Genomic DNA, 24,663 nt, shown 5'->3' with positions numbered 1-24,663 from the left:
CCACACCCCTAAAGTTTGATGCCGTTCAACAATATAATGCTCATCAAAAGGGCTAATACGGCGTAGGTCTCGACCATAGCTGGAAGTATAACTGCCTTACCGGTTTCCTCGGGACGTTTTGCTATCAATTGAATACAAGCAGCGGATGTCTTTCCCTGTGAGTAGCCGGATATATAGCCAACAATGGCAATGGGAAGACAGGCAAATAAAATTGCCATTCCCTGTGCTAATGTTACTGACATAGGAGAACCTCCAAGCAAACCGACTTTCATGATGGTGTAAAAGCCGGTCAGCAATCCGTAAATGCCCTGGGTCCCCGGTATGGCCTGAAGCAACAAGACCAATCCGAACTTTCCTGGGTCTTCAGTCATGACCCCTGCTCCTGACTCTCCTGCAACCCCAACGCCCAAAGCGGAACCAGATCCGGCACAACCAGCAGCTAAAGCAGCACCCAATATTGACAAAACTAATCCCCACTCCATCTTAAACGACACACTCCTTTCAAAAAATGTAAATTTAGTTTAATCACCTAATTATCAAGCGGAACTAACCAAAAACTCTACTTCTAATCAATGCCTCATAATCATGAGCCTCTGATATTTCTACGTAGCGCGCATCCATGTTGAAAGAATGAAAGGGTCTGCCTCCAGCTTTATAAAACTTGCTAAAGAATTCAACATATTGTAAACGCAAGGAATGAACGAAAGCTCCGAGTACGTTGACAGCCAGGCTGAATACATGACCTCCCACAAATAAAACAATCCCCAATAGCCAACCTATATAGGGAATGTGAGAGAGTTGCAACGTAAGAGTGTTGATGATCATGGCAATTGCCGATGTAGCTAGACCGAGAGCAAGAAGTCGACTATAGCTTAACACGTCCCCCAAATAGGATGTTACAGAATATAAGCTCAATAGACCCGAGAGGATCTTGGAAAAGATGTTTTTCTTTTCTCTTCCTTGAGTAGCGACCAAAATGCCTGCACCAACAAATGAAAGTATTATGCTCGGCATGGAGAAGGCAGAAGGCAGCATTCCGGATCGCACCAATATGTAGCTTGCCAATCCCAAGAGGAAGGTGATCCAGCCCCCTTGATCTCCTATGGCTCCAATGTAATCTTTTCTTCTAAGGTTATCGAAGAAGGCTATGAAAAGCCCAAATATAATCTGCACGAAACCAAGGGACAAGGAGAATCCCAAAAATGGCATAGGATTGTACATTACGTCGGTGATTTTTACCGAATTCTTTATATCTCGGATAGCCTCAAAAATGGGAAAAGAGTCGATCATATCTCCAAACCAGGATCCCGTCAAAAGGCCAACCAATATAGTTGCAATTCCCCCTAAAAACAATAAAGTGAAGAATTTAAAAGTATCCCTGCGTGGGCGATATTTTAATATTGCGTACAAAAGTAAGGAAGCTAAGACGATACCATATCCCCCATCTCCTAAGCACATGCCAAAAAACACAAAGTAGAAGGGAGCAAAAAGGGGAGTCGGATCTATTGCATCGTATTCGGGAAGGCCATAAAGCTTCGTTAGTGGCTCGAAGGGCAAAGCCCATTTTTTCGAGACAAGAAATACCGGTGGTTCATCTTCTTCTCCGGGATCGGTAAACTCCATGTCTACCAGTTTGCCATATGGGGATATTGCTTCCTTGATTAAGTCCACAGTGACCCTAGGGACCCACATTTGCATCCAAGTGGCATGATCGGTAGATAGGCCGGAAGACAATGCTTCGGTCTTCTTTTTGATTAGATCGTAATAATCGTGAAGAAGCTGCACCTTTGCGAAGTTGCTTCTGGATTCCTCGGCTGCAAGGTCGCACAGCTTCTTTTCCTGAATGTTTAGATCTTCCCTGCTGTTGGCAATTTTTGCCAGCTCTTCCAATGGAGTTTCCGTAAGCCTTCTGTCAAGTTCAACTATGGAAGCTCCATTGGCAATAAATATATTGCGTATTTCTTCTTCCTTGTTCTTTAGGAATGTGGCCATCGCATAGACTTCCTTGTCCTTCTCGGCCGGCTTAGTTATGTAAAATTCTCCCTCTTGAGGCTTGATGGATTCCTCCAAATGAGTCCTGATGACTCCAATTTGTTCCACGGGAACCACGGCGACCACGCCAGAGACATATTGCGTACCTCTGGTCAGGAGGGAAAGCGGCAACGGAAAATCCTTGATCTTGATTAGGATTTCCTCAAGGGTTTTGAGCCTTGATAATTCTGCTCTGATCTCAGACAGCTTTCTTTCGATGTCCCTAAGCTTGGCTGAATATTTATGTATATCGAAGTTGCTGTCCAGCTCGGCCATTTCGTTCAAGCTGACCTTAGGCTTATTTCCCAATAACCTCGCAATTTTATCGCCTTCATATTCGTAATAAGGCTCAAGGAAACGTATCGCAAATCTCGCTTCAGATAGCTTGTCCTCGAGATGTTTCAAATCTCCCAATTCCTGGACATCCTCGCCGGAGGGCTGAACCTTAATTATCTCGCAGCAGCCAAATTTTTGGAGGTCTCGTATGACATCATCCCTGACAGACTCATGGACTACCAAGTCGAGCTTGCAGAACTTAGCTATTGCCATACCTCTTCATCACCTCTTCCACGACTAAAGCTGCAACCTTATCAACTTTAGCGGCATAGTCATTTCTTTGTGAAGAGATCCTCTTTTTCCCCTCCTCTATCAGCGTGCGTGCCCTCTCTTCAGCTTCAGCCTGGGCTTTTTGGACTATCTCTCTGTAATGATTTCGCGCTTTGGCCTTAGCGTCCTTAAGAATCTCATCCGCCTTGGCCCGAGCTTCTTCCAGGATGCTGTTGGCCTTGACTTTGGCATCCTCCACCAACTTCTTTGCAGTTTCTTCGGCTTGTCTAAGTTCTTGAGCAATATCCGTTGGCACCCTATTCACCCCTTTGCCAAAATTATGCAGAAAACATGAACTTAAAAAACTTGTTACGATTGCCACAATCGAAATACAGTCTACTGATTTTGCTGAGCCCTGTCAAATGGTTCAGTCCTTGGCGCAAGGACAGCGTATGTACTTTAAAAAAATTCGCAAAGTTATCAGGAAAGTCATACTGAACATGATGGTCGAATGCCTAAAATAAGGCCCATAAGATATTAGCACAGACGCGTCTTGGCCATCAATGACTTGTTTCAAAATTCGTGCAAATGAAAGGTTGGGACTTATAAAACATACTCCCTTTCGTCTTCTGTTGACGACAAGGGAGTATTTGTTATGTTTCCATCAAGCAAAAACAAAATCATGGCGTGCCCGGGGAGACTCGAACTCCCGACCTTTGGATCCGGAGTCCAACGCTCTATCCGCTGAGCTACGGGCACTTAACAGTTGCTCATATACTATAGCTAACGGCTGTAAAATGCGCAAGGTCTTGCTGCGCTTAAGTTTAAGAACCGCCTTTGTTTACGAACCTTACGATGGTGACGCCATAACCTCCCTCTCCCGGGCCGCCAAGGCGAAAGTCTTCAACATAAGGAAGCCTTCTGCAGAGCGCGTGAACCTCCTGGCGCAATATTCCTTCTCCGCGACCATGGATTATCGTAACTTCCCTGTATCCTGCCCTAAAAGCTTTATCGAGATAGGTCTCAACAAGAGGCATTGCTTCGCTGACCCTCATGCCGCGTATCATTATGGAGCTTGGGACGTTTTGGGGTCTTTCGATGCTGATCTTTATCGATTGACCTTCCTTCTTGTCGCTCTCCTCTATCACCCTTATCTTTTTGAGGGATACATCGACCTTAATCGGCCCCGATTGAATGGTAGCCTTTTCATTGTCGACGCTTTCCACAATGCCAGTTGCATTTGTGCCGAGTATCTTGACTTTATCGCCGACCCTTGGAATTCTTCCCTCCGCTATAGAGGATTTGCTTTCTATCCGGGTCGCTTCCTCCCGTTCTATATCATCTAAGATTTTATCCGTCTGCTCACGCATCTTTGCAAAGGTCCTATGCGCATCTGCGAGATTATGGGTCTTGCTAAGCTCCTTGAGCAATAATTTAGCGGACTCTTGAGCCTCCTTGACGATCTTTTTGGCTCTCCTTTCGGCCTCGGCCAGGATGCGTTCTCGCCTTTCCTCTATGCCGGAAAGTTGCTTTTCGAGCTCCCTTTTGGCAGCCTTCAGTTTGGCAGTTTCATTTGCCAGCTCCTTTTCCTTTTCTTCGAGGGCGGACAGCTTGGCTCTTAGCCTTTCTATGAGGTCTTCCATTGAGGTATCGCTGCCCTTTAGCTCCCTTTTTGCTATTTCAAGCACTTCGTCGGGCATGCCCAGCCTTTTTGCTATTAGTAAGGCGTTGCTTTTGCCAGGGACGCCTAAAAGGAGCTTATACTTGGGCTGTAAGGTCTCGGGATCGAAATCCACGCTTGCCGTTTCCACGTTTTGCGTCAGTAAGGCATATCTTTTTATGGAGTTATGATGCGTTGTCGCAAGGACGAGCGATCCCTTCTTCAAGAACGTCTCCAATATGGCAATGCCTAAAGCTGCACCTTCCTCCGGATCGGTGCCCGCCCCAAGTTCGTCGATCAAAAATAGCGATCTGTCGTCAGCTTGCGCCAGCATATCTATGATGCGCTTCACATGCCCGCTGAAGGTGGATAAGTTCTGTTCTATGCTCTGCTCATCGCCTATGTCGGCCTCTAGCGAGGAAAACTGACCTATCCTAGAACCTTCCCTGGCAGGTATTGGTAAGCCGCACCAGGCTAAATACACGCATAGGCCTACAGTTTTTAACGCTACTGTCTTCCCCCCCGTGTTAGGTCCAGTTATCACGAGGGCCTTGAAATTTCTACCGCAGTGCACATCTATGGGCACGGCCTTTGGCTCCAAAAGGGGATGGTGGGCGTTGTTTAGGTAAAAAGAGCTTTTCTCCTCCATCTCAGGCAAGGTCCAGTCATTGGCCTGCAGGAAATAGTAGATCCCCCACATCAAGTCGATTTGGCCGATTAAATCTTGAGCCTTAAGGATAGCCCTTTCCCTGGACAACAGCATCTCGGTCAGCTTTTGGCATATCCTGCGTTCTTCTCGCCTTTCATCTTCCAAAAGCATGGCGATCTTGTTGTTCATGGTTACCAAGGCATGAGGTTCCATGTAAACGGAGTTGCCTGAGCTTGAATAATCCACGAAAATGCCAGGAAAGGAAGGGGCGAGGTCCTTTTTGACCAATAAAACATAGCGGCCGTTTCGCATGGCTATGACCTGATCCTGAAGCTTTGAGGACAAGGACTGGTCTGATATGATTTTTTGCCCTATGCTTCTTGCCTGTCTTTTAGCGACGTCTAATTCATTCCTTATCTCGGCAAGCTTGACGGAGGCGCTGTCATACAACCTTCCGTCCTCGTCTACTACTGACATCGCCTTTACTTCGTCGCCGAAATCGGCAAATTGGCGTGCCATCTCCCCAAGCTTGCCGTAGCCTTCTCTAGCAAGTTCACCGGAAAGCTCCTTTATCCTTACCGCAAGGCCAAGCATGCACTTAAAAGGGAGCAGTTCTTCGCCAAAAAGCACCCCTTGCGATTTCCCCGCCTCGAGGAGATCGCCGATGGGCATTAGTCGATCGTCCCAGGGAAAATCTCCTTTAACATCGATATATCGTTCGAATTCCCTGTACAGAGCCTGCCAATCTTTTAGTGCTTCAATATTGGTAAGCGGCTTTATATCCCTAACGTAGGTCTTGCCTATCTCGGAACGAATGTTCTTGCTGTAGAATTTCGCTATTATTTTGTCGATCTCGAGCAATTGCCTTGTCTGCTTGCTTGATATCATTACACATGTACCTTTATCGTTATATTGGGGAGCGCGATATGGTCTATTATGCCTTTTTCAAGCAACCAGCTGCTGACGTAGTTCCACAAGTTGCCCGAAATCGTCATGGCCTTGCTTTTGTCCATCCAGGACATCGACGTGGCACCTGTATGCTTGGCTATGAATTCCAGTGCCAAATAGACCACAATAAGAACTATTAAGACCTTTATCAAACCGCAAAGGCCTCCCATTAGTTTGTCGAGCATCGATAGATGGCCAAAGTAGATGATCTTTTTAGCGAGCTTACCCAAAAGTGATGCTGCAATGTTAGCTGTGATAAATATAGCTGCAATGGCTATGATGTAGGCGACTATATCGCTAAACCCTAGCTTATATTTGAGCATGCCTGCCAGCGCCGGCGCGTATTTCCAAAGCAAGATAAATCCGCCGACGCTTCCCAGAAAGCCAAAGAGCTCACCGGTAAAACCCCGAACAAGCCCCTTGGCCATGAGAAAGACAGCAAATATTAGCGCTGCAAGGTCGACCATATTGGGAATGTCAAACGCCATGTCCTATCACTTGCCCTCCGCATCTTTCAAGGCCTTTTGCAATCGTTGCTCCAAAGAAACTATATCATAGCACAGATGCAGGGCCGTCAGAAGAAGCCTTTCTTCCTGACTGAGTCGGTGGGGCGTTCGTGAAAATGCATCCTTTAACACCTCAAGGACGCTATCCATGGTCTTTTCGTCGAGGCTCGTCTTTACAGGGTATCGCTTGCCCCCTAACGTCACTTCGATGGTCTTTTGATATCTATCTTCGCTCACAGATATCAACCCTGCTTTTCTTCATTATTGCGCTTGCTTTCTTCCGTTGAAACTCCTAGAGATGCCGATAACTTCTGATGCAGCTTCGACAACTTGTCCTCATATTCGGACCTCTCCTTCTTCAATCTCATCAGCTCGCGCTCCAATGTCTCCATTTGGCGCTGTTGATCCTTCTTTAACCTGATGATCTCCAAGTCCTTTTCCTGCAATTGTCCTTTAAAGGTCTCAATCTGCTTGTAAAGCCTTTCATTTTCCTCCCTGATAGCTGCAAATTTCTCGCACAAACTGTCTATCAGCTGCTCAATCTTTTCCAACGGCTGCATGTCCCTTCACCTTCCTTACCTTAGTTTTAACCCCTTGGACTCTATTTGCGATCTGAGCTCGTTGTGAATGCGGTCCACTTCTTCGTCGCTTAAGGTCCTGTCTGGGTGTCTATATTCAAGGGTAAAGGAGAGGCTTTTATGTCCCTCGGGGATGTTTTTGCCCTTGTAAACGTCAAATAGCCTTATGGAGGTCACCAATTCGGATGCAAGCTCCCGTATTATGGAGCTGACTTCCTTGACCGTCATGTTCTCGGGTGCAACTAGGGAAATATCCCTGTAAACAGCCGGGTATCGATAGGTTTCGCCAAATCTCGGAGCTCGAGGTGCAAGGAATGGGTCAAAGGCCACTTCAAAGACATAAAGAGGTGACGGCAGCTCGAGCTGTCGTTCGACTGATGGCTTTATCTTGGCGATAAAGCCTATCTTTCGTCCATCAAACAACACGTCGGCGGTTTGACCGCTATGGCCAAAGGGTTCGCTACCCGGGATCACGTCAAAGGATAACCCAAAGGCCCTGGCTAACGACTGCAAATCTCCCTTAATTGTAAAAAAGTCATCCTTAACGGCATCGCCATAAGGAGATCTGTCATCCTTTCCGAGAAATATCGCTCCCGCTACGTGTTTTTCCTCTTTGAGCCTTTCGCCTTCCTTTATGAATACGTTTCCTATCTCAAACGCCCTTATCGCGAATCGCCAGCCCCTCCTCAGGTTATCGCATATGGCGTAAATCATCCCCGGTAGCAAAAACGTTCGAAGGACCGACTGCTCGACGCTTATCGGATTTGCAAGCGAGAATGGCATTGCCCTGTTATCGGAGAGGGGAAGCTGTAGGTCCTTTGCAAATTTTGGCGATATGAAACTGTAATTTAAAAGCTCTATGTAACCTCGAGCCATCAGCGTCTCCCTGATCTTTCTTTCAGCGCGGGGTTCTGCTCCTATCGTCGCCGAGTCGTGGATTTTGCCGGGCAGCCTGGCAGGAAGTTCGTCGTAGCCTTTCAATCTGGCCACCTCTTCTATCAGATCTTCCTCTATCTCGACGTCCATTCTGAAGCTTGGGACCTTAAAGATAATGCGCTCAAGCGACGATGTACTTGCTTCAAATCCCAAGGGCGAAAGGACCTTCGATGCTTCTGTCAAATCATCTACCCCTATGTAGGTCTTAAGTTTCTTGGATGTAAGCGGCACCAGCCTTTCCTTGGGGTTGGGATCTCCTTCCATTATCACGGAAAAGAAAACATTGCCACATTTCCATTGATTCATGAGGTCTAATGCGTATGCCAACGCCAGAGGAACTTTGGCCTTGTCTACCCCCCTTGCGTATCTGTAAGCTGCTTCGCTGTTTATCCCCAAGCGCCTGGCCGTAGTGCTTATTCTAGGCGGCAGGAAATGTGCCGACTCTATCAATATCCTTCTAGTTGTGGCGTCTATCTCGCTGTTGGCACCCCCCATAACCCCTGCAAGCCCGATGGGCATCCCTCCGCTGGTGATTAATAAGTCGCCTTCGGAAAGCTCGTGCTCCTTGCCGTCTAGTGTCACTATCCTTTCGCCTGCCCTGGATGACCTGACCGTTATCTCAGGAGCGGGCAATTTATCGAAGTCGAAGGCGTGCAACGGTTGTCCGAAAAGCAGCATCACGTAGTTTGTCACGTCTACCACGTTGCTGATCGGACGAACGCCGCTTAAGGCCAACTTCACGCGATATTGAATCGGAGAAGGGATTACGTTTAATTCTTCGGCAAAGCCCAACCCATAAAGCGGACATCCGGGATCTTTTAAGGTGACGCCCCGGAAGTTAACGGGCCAATCAGGGTGCGTGTGGATGGGTGGACATTTGATATCCTTTAACAAGGAATCCGGAAACAAGGCGCAAGCTTCGCGGGCCATTCCCACCATGCTTAGTAAATCGCCTCTATTGGGCGTTATGGATACGTCAAATACGGTGTCTTTTATGCCAAGCCACAAGGCTGCATCTTCGCCCAGGGGTGCATCTGGGGGCAGGATGAGTATGCCTTCCTCCTGAGAAAGCAACGGCAAGCCCATCTCGTCGGCAGACAACATCATGCCGTAGCTTTTGATCCCCTCGAACTCCTCGATGCCAAGTGTCGTGCCGTCGGCTATGACAGCCCCGGGAGGCGCGTAGGGAACGAAGTCGCCCTCCTTGACATTTTGAGCTCCCGTGACGCACGTCGCCGTCCCTTCGTTCCACGATAAGGTCACGACCTTTAGGTTTTTCTTTGTCGGGTGAACCGATATATCCGTTACCTTGGCTATGACGACACCGTTGAGCTTGCAGGCAACTTGGTTTATCTCCTCGACTTCGGCTCCTGCCATGGTCAACTTATCTGCAAATTCCAAAGCGCTTGTCGGAAGGGATACGAGTTCGTTTAGCCAATTCCATGAAACGAGCATTAGACGACACCTCCAGTGAGAAAGGCAATATCTCCTGAAAACAACATTCGTAGATCGTTTAACCCGTATTTGAGCATGGCAACCCTGTCTATTCCCAAGCCCCAGGCAAATCCGTTATAAATCTCGGGATCTATGCCGCCTGCACGCAAGACGTTAGGATGGACCATGCCCATTCCGCACACCTCAAGCCATCCGGTGCCCTTGCATATCCTGCAACTTGGGTCTTTGCCGGAACATGCGATGCATTCTATGTCCATCTCAAGCGATGGTTCAGTAAAGGGAAAGTAGCTTGCCCTGAACCTCGACTTAAGTGGCCTGCCAAACACCTTGTCGATGAAGTGTATCATGCAACCCTTTAGGTCCGATACGGATACGTCGGTGTCCACCAAAAGGCCCTCTAATTGATGAAACATTGGAGAATGGGTGGGATCGCTGTCACGCCTGTAGACCTTGCCGGGGCAGACTATCCGCAAAGGCGCCCCGTATTTAAGCATGGATCGGACCTGTACGGGCGATGTATGAGTCCTGAGCAGCAGCTCGCTTCCCTCGAGGTAAAAGGTGTCTTGCATATCCCTGGCCGGATGGTGGGGAGGGATGTTTAGTGCCTCGAAGTTATGAAAGTCGTCCTCCACCTCTGGGCCAAGGGCCACAGAGAAACCAAGGCCGAGAAATATATCTATAAGCTCGTGCATAACCTCGACTACCGGATGAAATCCGCCCCAGGGCCTGCCCTTTGGCGGTTGAGTTACGTCAATGGCGTCCAGGCGCTCCAAGCTGCTCTCTTCGAGGTCGATTAATTCCTGCTGACGTTTCTTGATCATGTCTTCTATGTCGTTTTTTAAGTCGTTTATAGCCTTGCCCATTTTAGGGCGTTCATCTTCCGGCAAGGTGCCCAGGCTTTTGAGCATCTGCGTCACTGTTCCCCTTCGGCCAAGGTATCGAACGCGCAGCTCATTTAAGGCTTCAATGTTTTCTGTCTTTTCAAGCTCCTTCATGAAGACTTCCTTTATTTCTAGTATGGCGTCAGATTCCAGTTTCACTTTTCATCCCCCTTGCCGTTGTTTAGAGATTTTGTAATTTATCTATATCCTCTCGCTCCCCTATGACTGTAAGTATATCGCCTTGTTGCAGTACCGTATCGGGGCCCGGAATGAATTTTGTTCCCTTTCTTTCTAGCATGAGAATGGTTAGGTTATATTTGTTCCTAAAGTTAAGCTCAGCCAACGTCTTGCCTATCATCTCGTCCGTAACGTCGATGGACCCTATCAGGTAAGAACTGCCAGGCAAGGTGGCAAACTCGCTAAGCCATGGAAAAACTATGGTGTCTGCAAGCCTCATGCCCATATCCCGCTCGGGAAATATCACCCTATGGGCTCCAACCTGGGCCAGGACCCTGGCATGTAGCGAATTCTGTGCCCTCGCTATTATGTGTTTTACATCAAGACCGCGCAATATAGAAGTAGCCAATATGCTCGCCTCTATGTTCTCTCCGATAGCCACGATAGCGACGTTTGCTTCCTTTGCACCGATCTTGATCAACGCTTCCTCATCGGTTGCATCGATCTGGGCCGCTAAATCTATAATGTCAGCCACCTCTTCGACTCGATGCATGTCGTTATCTACGCCTATCACCTCTTGTTTCAGCGCTGCAAGCCGCCTGCAGACCGATTGTCCAAACCTGCCCAGTCCAATGACGATAACTGTATTTTTGTCGTTCATTATATCTTAACACCTCTTTATCCGATGGGGATATAAGCGCGCGGGAGAACGATATTTTCCTTCTCCCTCTTCCTGAACACGCTGTACATGAACGTCACAAGGCCTACCCGTCCCCAGAACATCAAAATTACCAAGACCAGCTTGCCCGTCTCAGAAAGCTGCGGCGTAATGCCAAGCGACAAACCCACTGTACCAAGCGACGACACGACTTCGAAAAGGAGCTGCTCGAAGGAAAAGGGCTCTATTATGGAAAGGAAAATTACGCTTACGAAGATCGTCGCAAGGTATAGCATCACCAATGTCGTAGCGCTGACGATCAGATCGATCGAGATGGATTGCGCAAAGACGGAGGGAGGTTTGCCCCTCAGGTTGGATTTTACTGTACACCAAAGGACTCCCGCCGTGGTCGTCTTTATACCACCTCCGGTCGAAGATGGCGATGCCCCTATGATCATGAGCAGTATGGTTATGACGTAACCTGCCTTAGAAAGGCTTGCAGGAGCTATCGTGTCAAAGCCGGCTGTTCTTGGTGTTATCGACATGAAAAGGGCATTCCAAATCTTAAGCAAAGGAGAAAACCCCGCTAAAGACCTGTTCCATTCGACCAAAAGAAGCGAGAGCGTGCCAAAAAGTATCAAAGACACCGTCGCCAATATGACCAACTTAATGTAGGGGGTGAGCTTTCTTTCCGTCTTCACGCGCGATGTAAGCTCCATGTAAAATGGATACCCTAATCCGCCGAAAACTATCAGAAACATTATGGTTCCAGGCACGATAAATGTATTGCTGTAGCCTTCAAGGTTATTGGAAAAAAGAGAGAAGCCTGCATTGCAAAATGCACTTATGCTATGGAAAATTGCCGCAAAAAAGGCCCTGCCGACGGGCATCTCGCGGGCGAATGACAGAAAAAGCGGCCCAAAGCCTATTGCCTCAAATAACATTGTTACCTTAATGATATGAATTAAAAGCTTAACTGCGCCCGACGGATAGTCCAACCCCTTTTCCTTGGCAAAATAAAACCGCTGACGAAGGCCGATGCGTTGCCCAACCAAGAGTGGCACAATCGTCATGGCCGTCATGATGCCGAGGCCACCCAGCTGAATCAATGACATTAAGACAACCTGAGAGGCAAATGTCAAATCGCCTCCCGTATCAACGACCGAAAGTCCGGTGACACAGACTGCTGATGTTGCCGTGAAAAGTGCATTGATCAACGAAATGGGCTTTTCTTCCAGATTTAAAAGCCATATCAAAAAGGTTCCCACCGCTATGAGCGATAGGAACCCGAGCACTATGGTTTTTTCTACGTTGAGAGAGCTGTAAGTCTTAACAGCTATCGGACCAACGCCTCCTTAGCCTTTTCGACGAGCTGCCCAAAGGCTTCAATGTCGGAAACTGCAAGTTCTGCCAACATCTTCCGATTGACCTCTATGCCCGATTTGCGAAGTCCATTGATGAAGGTGCTGTAATTCATTCCATAAATACGTGCTCCGGCGTTTATGCGCGTTATCCACAGCTTCCTGAAATCGCGCTTTTTGTTACGCCTGTCTCTGTATGCATAGCTTAAGGACCGAAGCATTGCCTCTCTGGCCCGCTTTAAGACATTTCTCCTGCGGCCGTAATATCCCTTTGTAATCCTAAAGAGCTTAGCTCTCTTTTCTCTGCTTGCACTTCCACCTCTTACCCTAGGCATGGCGTTTCACTCCTTTGATATCTCACGATTAATCGGAATAGGGCATCAGTTGTTTTATCTTTTTCGCGAAGACGTCGTCGAGATACCCCTTTTGCTTCAATGAACGAATGCGCTTTTGGTTTTTCTTGCGCAGCAAATGGCCGCGGCCCACCTTCTTATAGGCAACCTTTCCCGTTGCCGTTATTTTGAACCTTTTTTTGGCGCCGCTGTGAGTTTTGAGCTTTGGCATGACAATTCCTCCCTTTACCTTAATCTTCGTCCGAGATCTTGGATGGCTTGGCCTCCGCTTTTTGCTGAACGGGCACGAGCATTATTCGCATGTATCGACCTTCCATTTTAGGCTCGGCTTCAGGTTTTCCCAGGCCGTCGCATTCTTTCGCTACCCTTTCGAGTACCTCTCTGCCCTTATCCAGGAAAGACATCTCCCTGCCGCGGAAGAATACGGAGACCTTGACCCTGTGTCCTTCGCGCAAGAATTCCTTGATCGCCTTTACCTTGAAGTTGTAGTCATGTTCGTCGATCTTCGGGCGCATTTTTATTTCCTTAATCGTCTGGGTCTTCTGTTTCTTTCTGGCCTCTTTGTCCCGTTTTTGCTGTTGATATCTGTATTTGCCGTAATCCATGATACGACATACCGGGGGATTGGCCTGAGGCGCAACTTCTACCAAGTCCAACCCCCTGTTTTCGGCCAACTGCAACGCCTGTTGAACTGGCACGACTCCTACCTTAGACCCATCGGCGTCGATCAACAGGACTTCGGAGACCTTAATTTCCTCGTTTACCCGCGGTTCGTTAACTTTCGCTATAACCGGTCACCTCCACAATAAAATATGGGGACTGGCAAAAGACACACCCAGTCCCTCATAGTCTGTACACTATCGACCCTTTGACCCGGAAAGCTGCCCCTGCGCCGCCGGGTGAGAGGGATGGGCCCTCTGCTTATTGCCATAAGCAATGATTATGCAATATAGCATGAAATCTATCCAAAAGCAAGCAGTTTGCGAAAATCTGAAACTAAAAATCGTCTTTCAAGGGATGATACTCGTTGCCCAAAAGCTCAACTAGAGCCTCCAGGCTCATGCTTCCAAGATCCCCCTTGCTGCGATCGCGCACGGATACGACGCCTTTTTCAACCTCTCTATTGCCTATTATGAGCATGTAAGGTATCTTTTGCATCTGGGCATCGCGGATCTTCTTGCCAAGAGTTCCTTCCTTCAGGTCTACCTCTATCCTGACGTCCTTTTTCTGTAAGGCGGATGCCACCTTTTTGGCATAAGGCAGATGTTCGTCCGATACCGGCAATATCTTGACCTGGACAGGAGCTAGCCAGTAAGGGAACGCTCCAGCATATTGCTCAATAAGGATGCCTAAAAACCTCTCTAAGCTTCCAAGTATTGTCCTGTGTATCATGACTGGCCTATGGGGCTCCCCATCTGGTCCAATGTATGTTATGTCGAATTTTTCCGGCATCTGAAAATCGAGCTGTATAGTACCGCACTGCCAGGTTCGGCCGATGCAATCCTCCAGATGGAAGTCGATCTTGGGGCCATAGAAGGCACCGTCGCCAGGATTTAACTTGTACTCCACGCCACGGTCCTCTAAAGCTTCCTGCAATGCCTGTTCGGCCTTATCCCAAAGCACCTTGTCGCCCATAGCGTTCTCCGGCCTGGTGGAAAGCTCTATGTGATAGGGAAATCCGAAGACTCCGTAAATGTACTGCACCATCTCCATTATGTCCGTTATCTCTTCCTTTATGTGTTCCTCCGAGGTGAATATATGGGCGTCGTCCTGGGTGAAACACCTCACGCGCATAAGTCCGTGAAGGACGCCGGACCTTTCATGCCTATGCACTACCCCAAGCTCTGCTAGCTTCAACGGCAGGTCGCGGTAGCTCCTAAGCTGAGTTTTGTACACTAAAATTCCTCCGGGGCAATTCATGGGCTTTATGGCAAAGGGTTTTTCGTCTATTTCAGTGAAATACATGTTTTCCCTGTAATGGTCCCAGTGGCCTGAGCGAATCCACAGATCTTGGTCCAATATCAGGGGTGTCTTTATCTCCTGATATCCCCTTTGGATGTGCACCTTTCTCCAGAAGTCAACTAAGGTATTTAAGATCACTACTCCCTTCGGATGAAAGAACGGAAATCCGGGTGCCTCGTTTTGGAGGCTGAATAGATCCAGCTCCTTGCCGATACGCCGATGATCCCTGCGTTTGGCTTCTTCTATCTTGGTCAAATAAGCTAAGAGATCCTCCTCGGAGGAGAAAGCCGTTCCGTAAATGCGGGTAAGCATAGGGTTTCTTTCGTCTCCGCGCCAGTAAGCCCCGGCCAATGAAAGAAGCTTAAAGTGTTTGACGTAAGAAGTGTTCGGTACATGAGGCCCTCTGCAGAGGTCGATAAATTCTCCCACCCTGTAAAGCGAAACGGTGTCGTCCTCGATGTCCCTCAATATCTCGAGCTTATAGACGTCGCCGCGTTCCTGGAACAGGCGCATGGCTTCCTCTTTGCTCATCACGAGCCTCTCAAAGGGAATGGCTTCAGAGGCGATCCTTTTCATCTCGTCTTCTATTTTCGGAAGGTCTTCCTCGGTGATGGCGACCGGGACATCCATGTCGTAGTAAAAGCCGTTCTCTATGGCCGGGCCGACGCCGTATTTTGTGCCGGGGTAAAGCCTATAAACGGCCTGAGCCATTATGTGTGAGGCGGAATGTCTCAGTATCTCTATGCCCTCGGGGCTATCCACTCTAACCGGTTCAATCGTTGCGTCTTCCTCCACTAAAGCATCGAGGTCGTACATCTTTCCGTCTATCTTTACGGCAATTACATCGCCATCTATACCTCGTTCCTTGAGCACTTCAGAAGCCTTTTTACGGTGTTCGCTGTTTGGCAATTATATCCCCTCCCATGCCTAATTTAATAGGTTTTTAAATTATACCACAACCGTCTACAGGAAAGTCTCTAGGCATACGCCTATTTCTGACGGGCTTATCTTAAAGATATTATCACTAATTTGCTTGACCCAGTCCATATTGCAGGTTAAAATATATCTTGCACCGGGACGTAGCGCAGCATGGCTAGCGCACCTGCATGGGGTGCAGGGGGTCGGAGGTTCAAGTCCTCTCGTCCCGACCATAGCAAGAAAAGGCGGGGTATTGCCCCGCCTTTTTTCGTAGTAAGCTCTATCTTGGGATAGGAAGGTGAAGTATAACACGGCATGAGGGACAGATCATTTAGACAAACAGAAAAAGGGAAAGGCCACGGTCCGAAGAAATCTCTTGGACAGAATTTTTTGATAGATCCCAATATTACTCGCTGTATGGTGGATTATGCTCAAATCAGCGAGCGAGATGTTGTCCTGGAAATAGGTCCCGGTCGGGGCATGTTGACCAGGGAGATACTAAATAGCCCGTGCAGCTTTTTGCATATCATAGAAATTGATAAAACTTTGGCGCCTTTTCTAGAACCGCTGTTAAAAAGGCATGAGACCAGGACATCTTTGATATGGGCCGACGTTTTAACCGTAAATCTAAAGGAGCTTTCGCCCTCTCCAACTAAGGTGTTAGCCAACATACCTTACAATATAACAACCCCTTTAATATGGCAGATCCTGGAGCATCTGGCGCCCATGGGCACCAAGGAACTGGTCTTGATGCTTCAGCTGGATTTGGCTGAAAGGTTGTGTGCTAAACCTGGCACAAAGGATCGTTCTCCACTTGGGATAACCATTGAAAGGATGGGGCAAGTCCAAATCGCCAAAAAAGTGCCTCCATCAGTATTTTGGCCCGCTCCGAAGGTCGAGTCGGCCATCGTCCAGATACTGCTCGACAAAAACTACGACCTGGCGTCGAAGCGACCCTGGAGGAGGCTGCTGAAAGTTGCCTTTGCAAGAAGGCGCAAGACGCTAATGAATAACCTGGCCTGCGTTTATGACTTTTTTAAGGATAGAGAGCAGGCCTATGGGCTTTTGAAAGAGTTGGGCCTATCTCCTACCGTTCGCGCAGAAGAGCTCAATGCGGACGATTGGCAGCGATTGTACGAACACATCTTGACTTTATAGCAACATAAGACAAAAACGGACTGCTTGTTAAAAGCAGTCCGTTTTATATTCATGGTGGAGATGAGCGGACTTGAACCGCCGACCTCCTGCTTGCAAGGCAGGCGCTCTCCCTCTGAGCTACATCCCCAAAACATGGTGGGCCGGAGTGGATTCGAACCACCGACCTCACGCTTATCAGGCGTGTGCTCTAACCAACTGAGCTACCGGCCCATCGGGAATGAATATATCATAGTTTGCCGGTCGTTAGCAAGGACTTTTTGTCTCGAATTTTGCTTTCCATGGCAAATCTTAGGCTTGTGCCAGTGATTGCCCTATTTTCCTGGCTTCCTCCATCAGATTAGGCCTAGTTGCTGCTTCGCCAAGGCCGTTAAGGCCGGGAGCCGATAGCACCTTAACATCTTCGAACCCTATAGAGGCTACTGCATCCCTCATTTGATTTATGTGAGTTTCGTATTCCTTGACGTTTTCGTATCCCTGAGGGACGACTAAAACGGCCTTTTTGCCCTTGGGCAAGCGGCTTTTAAACTCAGGTGCAGGGCCAAGAAAGGCAAAAAGACGATCCAAGACTATCTTGAATTGGCCATTTAGCCCCGACATATAGATAGGTGCGCCAAACACGACTATATCAGCCTTCTCTATTTCCTTATAAATGGTTTGCATGTCGTCATTTACAACACACTTGCCCTGTTCCTTGCAGGAATAACATGCCTGGCATCCCTTTATATCCATTTCGTTGGGATAAAAAAATTCAAGATCTTTACAACCGCTGGATTTTAAAATTTCACGGACTAACACTTCCGAATTTCCATTCCTTCGCGGGCTGCAGATAATTCCGATGGCTTTCATCAATATATACCCCCTTTAGGTTGAAATTTGCGCGTAACGCAGGATATCAGGATATTTAGTAAATCCTAACTTTTATATTATCGCATAATGCGAAAGAATTTGCACCAAGCTCATTTGATGTGCCTGTTACAATAAATGTTTTTATATTCGGAATGAATAAAAGTTCACTCATGAGGTATCTTTCGTGAAGGGAACGACAACCACTAAAAAATATTCCATCGTTGTCCCACGTCGGCGAGGGGTGAGCACAGTAATCATGGCGCGCCCGGCGGGACTCGAACCCACAACCTACGGATTAGAAGTCCGTTGCTCTGTCCAGTTGAGCTACGGGCGCCTCAAAAAATCTGGAGCGGGAAACGGGATTCGAACCCGCGACCTACGGCTTGGAAGGCCGTCGCTCTAGCCAGCTGAGCTATTCCCGCCCCTCGACGCGAATAATACTAACATAACGGATGTGGTTGCGCAATACCTTGGAGGCAAAATTCAGTCGTGGCCGACGCTCCTAAAAAGCAGGTTTTCCGAGATGTCGGATTTATGTTGAGGACGCTGTTTTGGTGGTCAACAGGCGCAAGGATAACAGGTTCACAGATACACCAGCCGAGCACCTGCCTGAGCTTCTCAGTGCTTTGCTATTGCAAGCAGGTTTCAAGAAAGTTCTCGACTTCCAATGGATGTTGTAATTCTTCTTTATTCTCTTTCGCTACGTTCAGAAGATCTTGTGCATTGCTGTATATAAAATCTATCAGCCCTAGCCTTTCGAAACATTCTCGACTTATTGAATATTGAATATAAGGTTGCATAGATCTTAGTGTTTTTGATGCCGATGAATCTATCAGCTCGACTAGACAATATTTATTATCTGTCAATTTTTCCAGAAAAGCGTTGAAATGTTCGTCTTTGTTGCTCCATAATTGCCAATTAAGAAGGATCGGTATGGAATTTTCCGACTTCACTAGAATATTTACGTCAAGCTTATCTTCATATAGATGCACTAATTCCTTAACGTATTCCCGAGTCGTTTCTTGAGGAAATAATGCTATGTATCCTGTAAAAAGAAAAGTCAAAACTTTCAGGAGGAAGTAAATCAACTCTCCGTTAGCATGCTTTGTTTTATCAAAAATATAGTCTACGATTTCTCTTTTATTTTCTTCAGAGTCTAAGTTGCTTATAATGTTTTCTATAATTTGTGCCGCTGCATCTAGAGGTTCATAAAGGATTTCTTCGGAAATGGTCGCTTCCTCGCTTGCCCTAATAAGCATATAACTTAGGTTTTTGATTTGTTCTACTGATAACTTAAAATCTGGGTTTATTGAGAGATCCTCGAGTGAACGATAAAGCAGATACAAATACGCCCTGTCTTTAAAAGAATTAAATAGATTCTCAAGTTCTGTTTCATTTAAAGAGGCTTGGATTATCGTCTCCATTTCCAGTCTCCCTATTGTTTCTGGTGGTATGGGTAACGAAAAGTATGATTCAAAGCATTCAGGTGCCGCAAGACGCCAATCTGACCTTAATGACACTATGTCTTCATCTTCAAGCCTTATGGCTTTGTCTCCCAACAAATATTCCCGAATATCGGGAAAAAGAATTGATAACAGTTTTTTTGATGTTGGACCAAACCAATCTAATTTAGAAGTGATATCATCTATATCCGATTTTATTGACTTTTTGTATCTTTCTCTTTCGTCCTTCGATAGATAGGTCATTCTTTCTCCTGTATAAATTGACCTATTATTACGAATATGTACATAAAGCTCATAGCCCAGCACTTCGATAAAAGAAAGATAAAGAAGGTCAATAATATCCAACTGTTGCTTGGCATTGTTCAAATTCAGCGTATAAGTGTTCATTAGGCGAATAATATCTCTAGGGTTCCTAAGCGAATCTTCAATATATTTACGTCCTCGATGTTCAAGGCGTTCCCTCTGGGACATTTTTAATTCATCAAAATTGATTACATCGTTAAGCTCTCTCCAAAACATATTCGCTAATTCCTGTTTAGGAAAACTAGGTAATTGAAAGGAGAATTGAACTATTTTTTTTGTAAATTCCTCTCCGTGATCTTTTTGTATTGAATCACATATTCGAGAAAGAAGTGTATGATCATATGCAAGCAAATAATATGTATTATCAAAATTGGCAATGTATCTTATAATCATTAGCATCAAAACAGTCTCTTTTTCAGGAAGTCTATCAATGTCATCCATGATTATCAAAAATTTTATTCCCTTGTTTTTAATTTTTTCGCTTATGTTTTTTTTAATTTCTTCTACAGTTCGCTTGTTTTTGTGCAAAAATTGGTTAAAACTTTTAGTAGCGTTTAAAATCGCTCCAAACACTTTGCCTACTCCGGGAATATACTCAAGTGGCTTGAGGATTTGCGCCAGTTCCATCACTTTTGAGTTGGTGTCTTTAAGTGGTTTGCCTGTACCATTTAAAGCAATTGCAAACTGTGTCAGAAATTCATAAATCAACCCCTGACTTCCTTGAAAAAACAAGGGAGAAAACTCGATAATCTTAAAACTCTTCTTATCTTCTTCCCCCAAAACTTCTTTAACCAAATTTATAGTTGACGTCTTGCCAGAACCCCATTCTCCTGAAATTCCGAAGACAAAACTAGATGAACTTGATTCGGAACAACTTCGTATCGATCGTGCGATTATCTCTGCGAAATTTTTCCGGTTAAACTTATCATCGCTTGATTTCAAAATTGGCCTGTCATTTTTCAGCATTTCTCGAATATCATCTCCGGGTCTTGGTCTATTTGATGCCCCTGTCCGAGAAACTTGAAACTCAATCTGTCCGGCCAAACTAGTTGAAAGAGATCACATATCACTAATTTATATCATCATACCATATTTGTACGAAATAACATAGATGACGATGCAAATACGATATTTTATTACATGTATTTATGTCACGCTGTTTGTGTTGTTGGTCATGCTTAAGCTTGTTTCGACAGCCATACTCTGCAGGAACATAAAAAGCCCTGGCGTCGTTATAAATGCCAGGGCATAATTTAGAATACCATGAACAGTTTAGCTGAACTGATTTCATTAATTTTTTATATTTTGGTCGGGGCGAAAGGATTTGAACCTTCGACCCCCTGCTCCCAAAGCAGGTGCGCTAACCAGGCTGCGCTACGCCCCGACGTTTGTTTTTTGGTGGAGCTGGGGGGACTCGAACCCCCGGCCTTTTCCGTGCGAAGGAAACGCGCTCCCTCTGCGCTACAGCCCCTTTGGCGATCTTCATTGTAAGCGCCCCTTTGGTCGCTTGTCAAGTGTGATGCCACGTGATATGGTATATTGTCGCGCTGGAAGACAAAAATCGGGCTTACTAAAGTGCAACGGGAGGTCACATTTAAGGTGAAGGTGCGTTACCGTGGTGAAGTTTTTGAGTTCAATGAACCGATGTCCGTAAATAAACTGCTCAAAAAATTTTCTCTGACAAGAGGCGAAGCCGTCGTAGTGAGAAACGGCACCATAACGACGGAAGACGAACTGCTTTTGCCTGACGACGACGTTCGCATCATAAATACCGTCAGCGGAGGATAGGTTGGATGAAATGCAGGATCTGCAGGGCTAAGGCGATAATTTCGTTGCCTCAGCACAATTTGGCGTTATGCGCAGAACACTTTGACGCCTGGATGTTAAAGCGCGTCACCAAGGCCATCGAGGAGTTTGGCATGTTCTCAAAGGAAGACAAGATACTTGTCGCCGTCTCTGGTGGCAAGGACAGCCTTGCCTTATGGGATATACTGCTTCGCCTGGGATACGACTCAAGCGGCCTTTACATAAATTTGGGCATAAAGGAAGGCGACTATTCCGACGAAAGCGAAAGGTTGACTACGGCCTTTGCAAATCGCGCGAATGCCAAGCTATATGTAGTAAACATTGAACAACTTCACGGTATGTCCATACCAGATAAAGCATACACAAAGAAACGCAAGACATGCTCTCTGTGCGGGGTGACGAAGAGATATTATATGAATAAGATCGCAAGAGACATGGGATTTGACGTCATCGCCACCGGGCATAACCTGGATGATCAAGCCGCAGCCCTTCTTGGCAATATGCTTTTCTGGAAGATGGATTATCTTGCAAAAGGTGCTCCCTACTCTCCCCCAATGAAGGCAGGGGAATTTGCCAAGGCCAAGCCCATGGTTTATTGCACCGAGAAGGAGGATACGGTCTACTGCCTGCTTAGAGGTATTGCATACATAGAACGCGAATGCCCCTACTCAAAGGGTGCGACGTCGCTTCGATGGAAGCGAGCGTTGTTTGAAATGGAAGAAAGCTCCCCCGGGGCAAAGCAGGCTTTTTATTTCGGTTACGTGAAAAACATAGATCTCTTTGCCGGTAAGGATGAAAAGGAAGACGTACCTCCGTTGACCTGCAGGGTTTGCGGGACGCCTTCCTGGAACGAGGTATGTTCCTTTTGCTCCACGTGGGACCTTCATGTTGATGAGATATAGTCAATTGCAGTCGAGATAAACTAATTTTTTAAGGAGAAATTTGTCGTGCGATACGGACCTGAACTGGTTTTGGGTTGGATCTTGGACGTAAACGAGCATTACAAGGGCAAAAAGATAGTTCGCTGTGAAGCCGGCCCTGAGTGGTTAGCGATTCAGCTGTCTCAAAACGGCGACTGGCTCTGGTTTAGCTGGGATAGCCAGTGTTGTGGTATGTGTTTGGCTGACAAACGGGAGACGGACACCCTAAAAGAGCTCAAAGATAAGACCCATCCCATATTTGGCGCCATAAAAAGCCACCTTGTCGGAGGCTTTTTGGTCAACGCCTTTCAGATAAACAGGGACCGCGTGGTAGCCTTTGAATTTTCGAGGCCTTTGGGCGCAGGCGTGGACGTCTCCAGGTTTTTGATCTTCGAAGCAACGGGCAGGCAAGCGAACTTATTGCTTTTGGACGACAGACAAAGGATCATCGAGGCAGCAAAACACGTCCATCCCGAGATCAACAGGTACAGGTCCTTGCTTCCGGGACTGTTTTACTCTCCTCCACCGCCTTTTGAGGGTCCCGATGTGGATTCCTTCATCATGAACGACGTGACAAACCTGTCAGGTTACAAGGGGATAGGTCGTCCTCTGGCCGATTTTCTCTTGAAAAAGTGGGAGACACAAATGTTCGACCTTGAGCCTTGCCTAAAAAGGCTTTATTCCTCATCCCTGCAGGAGTTGATTTGCCAGGAGATAGACGATTATTTGACCGTTTTTCCTGCCCGCGTTAGCGAGGAGGCAAAGACGTTCAGTTCGCCCCTAAAGGCCTCAAAGGAGCTGTTATGGCATTATTTCGAGCAAGAAAAAAAGAAGATGCTAGACCTGATTTACAAGTCGATCGACTCCGAAAGGCGAAGGATAAGGGACAAAATAAAGGGATTGTCGGACCTTTTGTCCAAGGTCGAAGAGGCGGAAAAGTGGAATCATTACGGGACCTTGCTCATATCTTACGCCCACGAGGTTAAGGAAGGCGCATCTTCGGTCTGCCTTAGGAGCTGGGATGAACATTACGGTAAAGTAAAAATAGAACTGGATCCAAGCCTTTCTGCCATAGACAATGCAAAGAAATACTTCAAACTTGCCAAGAAGTACCAAAGGAACAAGGAGGTCCTGTTGAAGGAGCTGAACAAGCTCAAAAACTCGTTAAACGAGCTCGATGAATACCGTGAGTTTATATCACTTCTGACAGATGTTAGCGATGTAAAGAAGATATTTGACGACTTTTATCGCCACGATGAGGGTGCGAATGCCAAGAGGAAGGGCAAATACGTGCCGCCCTGCAGAAGGTTTGATTTAAAGGATGGTTTCATAGTTTACGTAGGTTTGAACGCCAAGGCCAACAGGTACGTCACCTTTGAGGTAGCATCTCCCGAAGACCTATGGTTTCACGCCAAAGACGTGCCCGGCTCTCACGTCATATTGAAGTTGCAAGGAAAGCCCTCAAACGATAAGTTGATCGAGTTTGCTGCATCCGTGGCCGTTTATTACAGCAAGGCACATGAAGCTTCCTATCACGTCGTGGACTATACGCAAAGAAAGCACGTAAAGGCATTGCCCAAGGCAGGCCCGGGACATGTCACTTACAGCGAATTTGCCTCTATACGCGTTTCTCCGTCGCTGTGGATCGAACTTCTCGAAGAGCTGCAATAAGCTCATCGGGAAGCGGCGACCTAAAGGACATTATCTTACCGTCCCTGGGGTGCGGAAAGGCGAGCCTCCAGGCATGCAAGAAGAAGCGGTCATTTGGTACCCACGGGGCCTTGAACTTAGCTCCGTATAGCTTGTCGCCTATTATGGGACAGCCAAGCTCCTTCAGGTGTATCCTTATTTGATGTGTCCTGCCTGTGTGTATGATGCATCGCAGGAAGGAAAACGTGTCGGTAGTCCAAAGCACTTCGTATTCCGTAATTGCCTCTTTGCCCTGGGAGACAACGGCCATCTTAAGCCTGTTTTTCGGGTTCCTTCCGATGGGACTTATAATGTGCCCCTTCGGCTCCCTTGGTCGACCTTCAACCAAGGCCAGGTATACCTTTCTCACGGATCGGGATTTAAAGGAAGCCATAAGCTGTTGCTTTGCGTATAAGTTTCTTGCGATCACCATGAGCCCTGACGTCCCGGCATCTAAACGATGCACTATTCCGGGCCTCCTTAAATCCGACGAAGCTAGCTCCGGATATCGGTAAAGCAAGCCATGGACCAACGTATCGTTCCAATGGCCTGCTGCCGGATGTACGACCAGGGGGGCAGGCTTGTCAATAACTATTATGTCATCGTCCTCATAAAGCACCTTAAACGGTATCGGCCGGGGCTCGATCGCGGCCTTGCTCTCCTCTTCCGTGAAGGTCAACTCAAACTTCATGGTGTCTTTAACCTTCATCGAAGGCTTAATGCCCATCTCCTTTAGCGCGCGTTGAATGTTGCTTCGAGATTTGGGCAAAATCTTGCTTAAGGCCACATCGAGCCTTTCGCCGATAAATTCGTTCGTGACCACTACTTCTATTTTTTCGGACATCTCGCTAAAACGAGC

At 47.0% G+C, this 24,663-nt stretch carries 22 protein-coding genes and 8 tRNA genes; 5 read left to right on the top strand and 25 right to left on the bottom strand.

Annotation, left to right across the window (positions count from 1 at the left end):
* Positions 1 to 8: 8 nt before the first annotated feature.
* The 16 genes from BUQ78_RS01095 to thrS all read right to left on the bottom strand — a co-directional run bounded on the left by BUQ78_RS01095 (position 9) and on the right by thrS (position 15,610).
* Positions 9 to 482 (bottom strand): V-type ATP synthase subunit K, encoded by a 474-nt coding sequence (locus tag BUQ78_RS01095; protein ID WP_074199017.1) that lies wholly within the window; start codon positions 480 to 482, stop codon positions 9 to 11.
* 64 nt (positions 483 to 546) lie between these two features.
* The gene (locus BUQ78_RS01090; RefSeq protein ID WP_074199016.1) at positions 547 to 2,580 is read right to left on the bottom strand and encodes a V-type ATP synthase subunit I; all 2,034 of its coding nucleotides are present in this window, start codon (positions 2,578 to 2,580) and stop codon (positions 547 to 549) included.
* Entirely contained in the window at positions 2,567 to 2,893 is a 327-nt protein-coding gene (locus tag BUQ78_RS01085) for a F0F1 ATP synthase subunit B family protein (protein ID WP_014806769.1), read from the bottom strand. The genes BUQ78_RS01090 and BUQ78_RS01085 overlap by 14 nt, the downstream gene beginning before the upstream one ends.
* A 367-nt stretch (positions 2,894 to 3,260) precedes the next feature.
* Positions 3,261 to 3,336 (bottom strand) — tRNA-Arg (locus tag BUQ78_RS01080).
* A 65-nt stretch (positions 3,337 to 3,401) separates the two neighbouring features.
* Positions 3,402 to 5,774 (bottom strand): endonuclease MutS2, encoded by a 2,373-nt coding sequence (locus tag BUQ78_RS01075; RefSeq protein ID WP_074199015.1) that lies wholly within the window; start codon positions 5,772 to 5,774, stop codon positions 3,402 to 3,404.
* On the bottom strand, positions 5,774 to 6,322 hold the full coding sequence (locus tag BUQ78_RS01070; RefSeq protein ID WP_014806771.1) for a CvpA family protein: 549 nt from the start codon (positions 6,320 to 6,322) through the stop codon (positions 5,774 to 5,776). Before BUQ78_RS01070 ends, BUQ78_RS01075 begins: the two co-directional genes overlap by 1 nt.
* 6 nt (positions 6,323 to 6,328) lie before the next feature.
* The gene (locus BUQ78_RS01065) at positions 6,329 to 6,577 is read right to left on the bottom strand and encodes a cell division protein ZapA (protein WP_014806772.1); all 249 of its coding nucleotides are present in this window, start codon (positions 6,575 to 6,577) and stop codon (positions 6,329 to 6,331) included.
* Positions 6,578 to 6,582: 5 nt separating this feature from the next.
* Entirely contained in the window at positions 6,583 to 6,900 is a 318-nt protein-coding gene (locus BUQ78_RS01060) for a hypothetical protein (protein WP_014806773.1), read from the bottom strand.
* A 15-nt stretch (positions 6,901 to 6,915) separates the two neighbouring features.
* Positions 6,916 to 9,309: a phenylalanine--tRNA ligase subunit beta gene (gene pheT, locus BUQ78_RS01055; protein WP_074199014.1), complete on the bottom strand. Its 2,394-nt coding sequence runs from the start codon at positions 9,307 to 9,309 to the stop codon at positions 6,916 to 6,918.
* Complete coding sequence (pheS, locus tag BUQ78_RS01050; RefSeq protein WP_074199013.1) at positions 9,309 to 10,349, bottom strand: phenylalanine--tRNA ligase subunit alpha; 1,041 nt, start codon at positions 10,347 to 10,349, stop codon at positions 9,309 to 9,311. The genes pheT and pheS overlap by 1 nt, the downstream gene beginning before the upstream one ends.
* Before the next feature lie 22 nt (positions 10,350 to 10,371).
* On the bottom strand, positions 10,372 to 11,028 hold the full coding sequence (locus BUQ78_RS01045; protein ID WP_014806776.1) for a potassium channel family protein: 657 nt from the start codon (positions 11,026 to 11,028) through the stop codon (positions 10,372 to 10,374).
* A gap of 17 nt (positions 11,029 to 11,045) precedes the next feature.
* The gene (locus BUQ78_RS01040; protein ID WP_404792217.1) at positions 11,046 to 12,293 is read right to left on the bottom strand and encodes a TrkH family potassium uptake protein; all 1,248 of its coding nucleotides are present in this window, start codon (positions 12,291 to 12,293) and stop codon (positions 11,046 to 11,048) included.
* 68 nt (positions 12,294 to 12,361) lie between these two features.
* Positions 12,362 to 12,721 (bottom strand): 50S ribosomal protein L20, encoded by a 360-nt coding sequence (rplT, locus tag BUQ78_RS01035; RefSeq protein WP_074199011.1) that lies wholly within the window; start codon positions 12,719 to 12,721, stop codon positions 12,362 to 12,364.
* A gap of 28 nt (positions 12,722 to 12,749) precedes the next feature.
* On the bottom strand, positions 12,750 to 12,950 hold the full coding sequence (gene rpmI / locus BUQ78_RS01030) for a 50S ribosomal protein L35 (protein ID WP_014806779.1): 201 nt from the start codon (positions 12,948 to 12,950) through the stop codon (positions 12,750 to 12,752).
* Between the two features lie 19 nt (positions 12,951 to 12,969).
* Positions 12,970 to 13,470: a translation initiation factor IF-3 gene (infC, locus tag BUQ78_RS01025; RefSeq protein ID WP_014806780.1), complete on the bottom strand. Its 501-nt coding sequence runs from the start codon at positions 13,468 to 13,470 to the stop codon at positions 12,970 to 12,972.
* Between the two features lie 265 nt (positions 13,471 to 13,735).
* Entirely contained in the window at positions 13,736 to 15,610 is a 1,875-nt protein-coding gene (thrS, locus tag BUQ78_RS01020) for a threonine--tRNA ligase (protein WP_074199010.1), read from the bottom strand.
* A gap of 164 nt (positions 15,611 to 15,774) precedes the next feature.
* On the opposite strand from thrS, the gene BUQ78_RS01015 reads away from it, so the two are divergent.
* Positions 15,775 to 15,852: transfer RNA gene (locus BUQ78_RS01015), tRNA-Pro, on the top strand.
* Positions 15,853 to 15,934: 82 nt separating this feature from the next.
* On the top strand, positions 15,935 to 16,777 hold the full coding sequence (gene rsmA, locus BUQ78_RS01010) for a 16S rRNA (adenine(1518)-N(6)/adenine(1519)-N(6))-dimethyltransferase RsmA (protein ID WP_074199009.1): 843 nt from the start codon (positions 15,935 to 15,937) through the stop codon (positions 16,775 to 16,777).
* 52 nt (positions 16,778 to 16,829) lie between these two features.
* Here the strand turns inward: rsmA and BUQ78_RS01005 are convergent.
* The 8 genes from BUQ78_RS01005 to BUQ78_RS00970 all read right to left on the bottom strand — a co-directional run bounded on the left by BUQ78_RS01005 (position 16,830) and on the right by BUQ78_RS00970 (position 20,860).
* Positions 16,830 to 16,904, bottom strand: a tRNA-Ala gene (locus tag BUQ78_RS01005).
* Between the two features lie 6 nt (positions 16,905 to 16,910).
* Positions 16,911 to 16,987, bottom strand: a tRNA-Ile gene (locus BUQ78_RS01000).
* Between the two features lie 78 nt (positions 16,988 to 17,065).
* Entirely contained in the window at positions 17,066 to 17,623 is a 558-nt protein-coding gene (locus BUQ78_RS00995; protein ID WP_074199008.1) for a flavodoxin family protein, read from the bottom strand.
* A gap of 257 nt (positions 17,624 to 17,880) precedes the next feature.
* A tRNA-Arg gene (locus BUQ78_RS00990) sits at positions 17,881 to 17,957 on the bottom strand.
* An 11-nt stretch (positions 17,958 to 17,968) separates the two neighbouring features.
* Positions 17,969 to 18,045, bottom strand: a tRNA-Gly gene (locus BUQ78_RS00985).
* Between the two features lie 207 nt (positions 18,046 to 18,252).
* Positions 18,253 to 20,355: a KAP family P-loop NTPase fold protein gene (locus BUQ78_RS00980; protein WP_074199007.1), complete on the bottom strand. Its 2,103-nt coding sequence runs from the start codon at positions 20,353 to 20,355 to the stop codon at positions 18,253 to 18,255.
* A 340-nt stretch (positions 20,356 to 20,695) separates the two neighbouring features.
* Positions 20,696 to 20,773, bottom strand: a tRNA-Pro gene (locus tag BUQ78_RS00975).
* A gap of 12 nt (positions 20,774 to 20,785) precedes the next feature.
* Positions 20,786 to 20,860: transfer RNA gene (locus BUQ78_RS00970), tRNA-Ala, on the bottom strand.
* A gap of 128 nt (positions 20,861 to 20,988) precedes the next feature.
* On the opposite strand from BUQ78_RS00970, the gene BUQ78_RS00965 reads away from it, so the two are divergent.
* From BUQ78_RS00965 to BUQ78_RS00955, 3 genes are read left to right on the top strand one after another with little or no spacing between them, the layout of a single operon-like run.
* Entirely contained in the window at positions 20,989 to 21,177 is a 189-nt protein-coding gene (locus BUQ78_RS00965) for a MoaD/ThiS family protein (RefSeq protein ID WP_014806784.1), read from the top strand.
* Positions 21,178 to 21,182: 5 nt separating this feature from the next.
* Positions 21,183 to 22,097: a PP-loop family protein gene (locus tag BUQ78_RS00960; protein WP_074199006.1), complete on the top strand. Its 915-nt coding sequence runs from the start codon at positions 21,183 to 21,185 to the stop codon at positions 22,095 to 22,097.
* 45 nt (positions 22,098 to 22,142) lie between these two features.
* Positions 22,143 to 23,786 carry an Rqc2 family fibronectin-binding protein gene (locus tag BUQ78_RS00955; RefSeq protein ID WP_074199005.1) on the top strand — a complete coding sequence of 548 codons (1,644 nt, stop codon included), beginning with the start codon at positions 22,143 to 22,145 and terminating at the stop codon, positions 23,784 to 23,786.
* On the opposite strand, the gene BUQ78_RS00950 is transcribed toward BUQ78_RS00955, so the two are convergent.
* Positions 23,734 to 24,648, bottom strand: a complete 915-nt coding sequence (locus BUQ78_RS00950; RefSeq protein WP_074199004.1) for an RluA family pseudouridine synthase — start codon at positions 24,646 to 24,648, stop codon at positions 23,734 to 23,736. The two genes, BUQ78_RS00955 and BUQ78_RS00950, sit on opposite strands and share 53 nt — an antisense overlap.
* Positions 24,649 to 24,663 lie beyond the last annotated feature (15 nt).

It is taken from the genome of Acetomicrobium flavidum (assembly GCF_900129645.1).
Classification (GTDB): Bacteria; Synergistota; Synergistia; order Synergistales; family Acetomicrobiaceae; genus Acetomicrobium; species Acetomicrobium flavidum.
This window is presented reverse-complemented; position numbering and strand designations above follow the sequence as displayed.